This window comes from Nonomuraea sp. NPDC003201 (assembly GCF_053590415.1).
The window spans coordinates 1-5,209 of record NZ_JBSFTC010000521.1; the positions used below are offsets into that span (position 1 = coordinate 1).

At 73.9% G+C, this 5,209-nt stretch carries 6 protein-coding genes; 4 read left to right on the forward strand and 2 right to left on the reverse strand.

The annotated features are described in order from the left end of the window. Positions 1-84: hypothetical protein (locus tag ACWDX9_RS59610; RefSeq protein WP_449972619.1), on the reverse strand; the 84-nt coding region annotated here is incomplete at its 3' end. On the opposite strand from ACWDX9_RS59610, the gene ACWDX9_RS59615 reads away from it, so the two are divergent. The 3 genes from ACWDX9_RS59615 (at position 46) to ACWDX9_RS59625 (ending at position 2,220) form a co-directional block, all read left to right on the forward strand. Continuing rightward, positions 46-633 carry a KR domain-containing protein gene (locus ACWDX9_RS59615; RefSeq protein WP_449972605.1) on the forward strand — a complete coding sequence of 196 codons (588 nt, stop codon included), beginning with the start codon at positions 46-48 and terminating at the stop codon, positions 631-633. The two genes, ACWDX9_RS59610 and ACWDX9_RS59615, sit on opposite strands and share 39 nt — an antisense overlap. A 107-nt stretch (positions 634-740) precedes the next feature. Beyond that, positions 741-998 (forward strand): acyl carrier protein, encoded by a 258-nt coding sequence (locus ACWDX9_RS59620; RefSeq protein WP_449972608.1) that lies wholly within the window; start codon positions 741-743, stop codon positions 996-998. Positions 999-1,005: 7 nt separating this feature from the next. Next, positions 1,006-2,220: a wax ester/triacylglycerol synthase domain-containing protein gene (locus ACWDX9_RS59625; protein WP_449972611.1), complete on the forward strand. Its 1,215-nt coding sequence runs from the start codon at positions 1,006-1,008 to the stop codon at positions 2,218-2,220. 35 nt (positions 2,221-2,255) lie between these two features. Here the strand turns inward: ACWDX9_RS59625 and ACWDX9_RS59630 are convergent, their stop codons facing one another. Further along, on the reverse strand, positions 2,256-4,322 hold the full coding sequence (locus ACWDX9_RS59630) for an alpha-galactosidase (protein ID WP_449972614.1): 2,067 nt from the start codon (positions 4,320-4,322) through the stop codon (positions 2,256-2,258). Positions 4,323-4,394: 72 nt separating this feature from the next. Here ACWDX9_RS59630 and ACWDX9_RS59635 point away from each other — a divergent pair. Continuing rightward, positions 4,395-5,209 (forward strand): ROK family protein (locus tag ACWDX9_RS59635; protein ID WP_449972616.1); only part of this gene is annotated, 815 nt, incomplete at its 3' end.

Genomic DNA, 5,209 nt, shown 5'->3' on the forward strand with positions numbered 1-5,209 from the left:
GCCGGAGTCCGGCTCCATCGCGGCGTGCACCACGCCGCGCAGGGGATGCTCCCCGGCGTCGATCTCCTTGAGCACCGACGCCATCGCGGCCAGGTCGGTGACGTCGGCGGCGTGGAGCATCCCCTGCGCGGCGTGGTGCACGCCGCGATGGAGCCGGACTCCGGCGACCTGCTGCGCCTGGACCCCGCGCGGCTGGCCCGCGTGCTGGGCTGCAAGATGGCCGGCGCACTAGTGCTGGAACGGCTCACCGAGGGGCGGGAGCTGGAGCTGTTCTGGCTGTTCTCCTCGGTCAGCGGCACGTACGGAGGCACGCGCCAGTCCGCGTACGCGGCCGCCAACGTCTTCCTGGACGCCCTGGCCCGGCGGCGGCGCGCCCGTGGCCTGCCCGGGCACGCCACCGCGTGGGGCACGATCGGCGACGCCGGGTTCGTCGCCCGCCACGGCATCGCGGAGGTGTTCGGCCGCACCGGCTTCCTGCCCATGACGTCCGGGGAGGCGCTGACGGCGGCCGAGGGCCTCATCGCGGCGGGCGTCGAGACCGGCGCCGTGTCCCGCTACGACTGGACCCGCTGCCGGGCCGCCCTCAAGGCCGAAGCGGACGTCGCGACCCGGCTCGGCCCGCTGATCGACTAGTCCAGGGCCGTTCTTGACCGGACACGAGGACTCCGGCGCCGCCCGAGCCTCCCGCGCGGCGACATGCTGGGACCCCCGACAGACCCCCGACGGAGAGGCGAGGACTCTTGTCCGAGGAAGACATCCTGCGGCTCGTACGCCAGTACTGCGCAGAGATCTACGTCGTCGACCCGGCGACCGTCACCCCGCAGACGACGTTCGTGGACGATCTCGAGTCCGACAGCATGAGCGTGCTCGAACTGCGGGCGGCGCTGGGCGGCCACGGGCTGGACATCGACCCCTCCGACTTCACGATGGAGATGACGGTCGGGGACATCGCCCGGCTGGCGCACCGTTCGTACCTCGCGCGGCAAACGGCCGGTTAGCCCGGTCATGGGAGCTGCTGCGGCCGTACCGCTGACCGGGTCGGACCGGCTCTTTCTCGGCGAGCTCGGCTCGGCCCGAGACCACCGGCTGCACATCGCCCTCGCGGCGCGGATGCCCGGCCCGGCCCCCGACTCCTGGGAGTTGCGGCGGCGGGTCGCCGAGGCGGCCGCGCGGGCGCCGGTCCTGACCTACCGGCTGGCCCGCGAGGGGTGGGAGCCGGATCCCGCCTTCGACCCGGCCTGCCACGTCGTGGAGTACCGGGTGGCGCCGGGCCGTGACGTGGGCGCGGCCGTGGTGGACGCCGTCAGGGAGAACCGGCTGCTGCCCGAGCACCCGCTGTGGAGCCTGATGGTCGTGCACGGGTACGCCGCGGACGAGCACATCCTGTGCTACCGCGTGCACCACGCCTTCCAGGACGGCGTGGGGGCGGCCCGGATCGCGACGCGGGCCGTGCTGCTGGGCAGGACCGTCCCGGCGCCCGATCCGAAGGTGGCGGTGCGGGCACCGGCCAGGGCCCGGATGCGGCTGCTCGCCACGGCGGCCCGGCTGGCGGCCCCGTCGGCGCGGCTCAGACCGCCCCCGGGCAGGACCGGCAGGTCGGGGGCGCGGACGTTCTTCCTGCGGCTCGACCTCGCCGCCTTCCGCGAGATCGCCGCCGCGACCGGCGCGAGCGTCCCGCAGGCCGGCCTGGCCGTGCTGGCCGGAGCCCTGCGGGCCTGGAACCCGGCCCACTGGCGGAAGGCGGGCCGCCGGGGCACGACCGTCTCCTTCCCGCTCAACCTGAACGGCCGCCTGCGCGACGGCGGGCTGGGCAACGGCGCGACCACCATGCCGGTCGACCTGCCCTGCGCCGAGCCCGAGGCGGGCGAGCGGCTGCGCGGGGTCATGGAGCAGACGAGCTTCGAGCGGATGGCCGTCTACCGGCGCGACCGCTATCCCGTCAAGGCCCCGGCGGTGGTGTTCCGGCTGCTCAGGTGGCTCGTGCCGAAGGCGTTCCCGGGCCGGATGACGGTGAGCGTCATCGGGGTGAACCTGCCCCTGGACGGCTGCTTCGCCGTCCCGCCCACGTACGACACCGGCGGAGGGGCCGTGTCGATGGTCTACAGCGACACGACCGTGGTCGTCTCCTGCGTCCTGTCCGCCGCGCTCGCGCACGGCGACCGGCTCCCGCGCCTGATGGAGGAGGCCCTCGAGGAGTTGCGGCGGGAGGTCGCCGGGTGATCGGGCCCAGTGATCGGGCCCAGTGATCCGGCGGGTCAGCAGGCGCGCAGGCGGAGGAGGGTGCTGGCGTAGGCGCCTTTGGGCGTCAGCGGCGGCAGGCCGCGGGACATCAGCACCGCGCCGTGGTGCACCGCGCCGGTGTCCTCGTCCCGGTAGCGGCCGTCCGGGTCGAGCCCGGCCAGGCGGAGCGGGGCGATCGGCGTGCCGAACGCGACGGGCCCGTGCCAGGCGAGCACCACCACCCGGTCCCCGTGCACGTACTGCACCCCGTACGGAAGCCGCCACAACCGCCCGAACTGCACGACGGGCCGGATGTCCTTGTAGACGGCCACCAGCTCGGCCGTCTCGGACAGCTCGGCCTCGCTCCAGCGGGCGAGGTCGCCGCCGAGCCCGAGCGCCCCGGCCATCGCCACGTGGAAGCGGAAGCGGAGCGGGACGGCCCGCCCGGTGAGGGGGTTCGGGCTGTCGGTGACCCAGGCGGCCATGGCCCGGGCCGGGTACACCTGGCTGAATCCGCGCTGGATCGCGATGCGGTCGTGGGCGTCGGTGTTGTCGGAGGCCCACACCTGGTCGGTGCGGGCCAGGATCCCCAGGTCGGTACGTCCGCCGCCGCCCGCGCACGCCTCGATGCGCAGGTGCGGGTGGTCGGCGCGGAGCCGGTCCATGATCGAGTAGACGGCCCTGACGTGGTCGATCCAGAGCCGGTCCTGGTCCGGGTCGCCGGGCCGGCCCGCCTCGGTGAAGGCGCGGTTGAAGTCCCACTTCAGGAAGTCGACGTCATGCTCGGAGACCAGCTTGTGCAGCCATTTGTGCGCCCAGTCGGCGACGTCGGGGCGGGCGAAGTTCAGTACGAGCTGGTTGCGCAGCAGCGTGCGGGAGCGGCCCGGCATGTGCAGGACCCAGTCGGGGTTGGCGCGGTAGAGGTCGCTGTCGGGGTTGACCATCTCGGGCTCGACCCACAGGCCGAAGCGCATGCCGAGCCGGTGCACCTCGTCGATGAGCGGGCTCAGCCCGTCGGGGAAGCGCTCCTCGTTGACCCACCAGTCGCCGAGCCCCGCGCTGTCGCCGGTGCGACCGCCGAACCAGGCGTCGTCCATCACGAACAGCTCCGCGCCCGCCCGGGCGGCCAGCCGCGCGAGGTCGCGCTGGTTGGCCTCGTTCACGTCGAACCCGACGGCCTCCCAGGCGTTGTAGACGACCGGGCGCGGCTCGTCCGGCCGGGGCAGCACGTGCCTGGCGATGTGGTCGTGCCAGCGCCGGCTGGCCTCGCCGTACCCGTCGGGCGCGTACACGCCGGCGAACACCGGCGTCACCCACTCCTCGCCCGGCTCCAGCCGCCAGGTGAGGCCCTCGTGGCCGAACCCGCCGGTCCAGCTCGCCCGCCCGGAGGGCGTGCGGGTGAGCGTGACGCGCCAGCTCCCGCTCCAGGCCAGCGCGCAGCTCCACACCTCGCCGTGCCGCTCGCCCGCGTCGCCGCCGTCGATCATGAGCCAGGGGTTCGCGTGGTGGCTGGTCACCCCGCGCCTGCTGGTGAGCGTCGTCTCCCCCACGGCCAGTTCGGTACGGCTCAGCGCGTGCTCCGAGCTCCAGCCGCCCGTGACATGGCTGAGCCGGTAGCCCTCCAGCGCCGGAACGCTCCAGGCCGCCGAGTCGCACCGCAGCACGGTCACCGGCACCCGTGGCCGCAGCACGGTCCAGCGCTCGATCACGTCGCTGTCCTCGTGCACCCGGTAGTGCAGCTCGACCAGGAACGGATGGCGGCGGTCGGAGAAGCGCAGCGTGAGGTGGCCCCCGTCGATGTCGTGGCCGTCGTGCCGCCACTCGATCCCCCGGTCGCCGCCCGGGAGGACGACCTGCAGCGACGGCGTCTCGAACCGCGCCCCCACCTCGGAGACCAGCTCTTCCTCGCCCGCCGTGCTGTCGAAGCTGCTGGCCCCGGACGCGGCGGGGGTGGGGAGGCTGGCGGCCTGCTCGGCGGTCAGCGCGGGGCCCCAGTGCAGGCAGCGGGGGGCGTCGTCGTCCGCGAGGGCGACGACGTAGCTCGTGCCCGGGGTACGCAGCAGCCACCTGCGGCTGGAGGCGTCGAAAGTCACCGATCGCATGCCACGGAGCCTAGGCACGACCCCGCTCGAATTCAATTCTTGACGAAGTTAATTACTGCTACTATCGCACTCATGCACCCTCGGCTCACCTCCACCCCCGCGGCGGCCACCGTGTTCACGATGGTGCTGACGCAGGGGCCGGTCTCCCGGGTGGAGATCGCCAAGCGGAGCGGGCTGTCATCCGCCGCCGTCACCAAGGCCGCCCGGCCGTTCATCGAGGCGGGCTACCTGGAGGAGCTGGAGGCCACCGAGCGTACGGCGCCGGGTGCGGGCCGCCCGGCCAGCCCGCTCTCCATCAGGCCGGAGCGGGAGTTCTTCTGCGGGGTGAAGATCACCCACGAGGAGCTCATCGGCGTGGTCACCGACCTGCGCGCGCAGCCGCTGGTCTCGGCGCACCGCCCGCTGGCCACGACGTCTGCCGAGGGTGTGGTCTCGGCGCTGGCCGAGCTGGTCGCCGAGCTGCTGGCCACCGACCCGGCCTACGGCGAACGCTGCCACGCGCTGGGCCTGGCCGTGTCGGGCGACGTCGACAAGGCCCATGGGGTGGTGCGTTACTCCCCTTTCCTGCAGTGGCACCAGGTGCCGCTGGCGCGGCTGGCGGCCGAGGCCACGGGCCTGCTCGTCACGATCGACAACGACGTCAAGTCGCTCACCGTGGCCGAGCAGTGGTTCGGCGACGGGGTGGGCACGTCGTCGTTCGCCCTGGTCACGGTGGGGGTGGGGATAGGGTGCGGGCTGGTGGTCAACGACCGGGTGGTGGCCGGCGCGCACGGGGTGGCCGGGGAGATCGGCCACATCCCCGTCGGGGGTGACGAACCCGAGTGCCACTGCGGCGGGCGCGGCTGCGTCGAGGCCATCGCCGGCACGGCGCCCCTGCTGGCGGCCGC

Excerpts from the sequence above, each read along its gene's own strand:
- ACWDX9_RS59615 (WP_449972605.1), top strand. The coding sequence starts at position 46 with ATGCTCCCCGGCGTCGATCTCCTTGAGCACCGACGCCATCGCGGCCAG.
- ACWDX9_RS59625 (WP_449972611.1), top strand. The coding sequence starts at position 1,006 with ATGGGAGCTGCTGCGGCCGTACCGCTGACCGGGTCGGACCGGCTCTTT.
- ACWDX9_RS59630 (WP_449972614.1), bottom strand. The coding sequence starts at position 4,322 with ATGCGATCGGTGACTTTCGACGCCTCCAGCCGCAGGTGGCTGCTGCGT.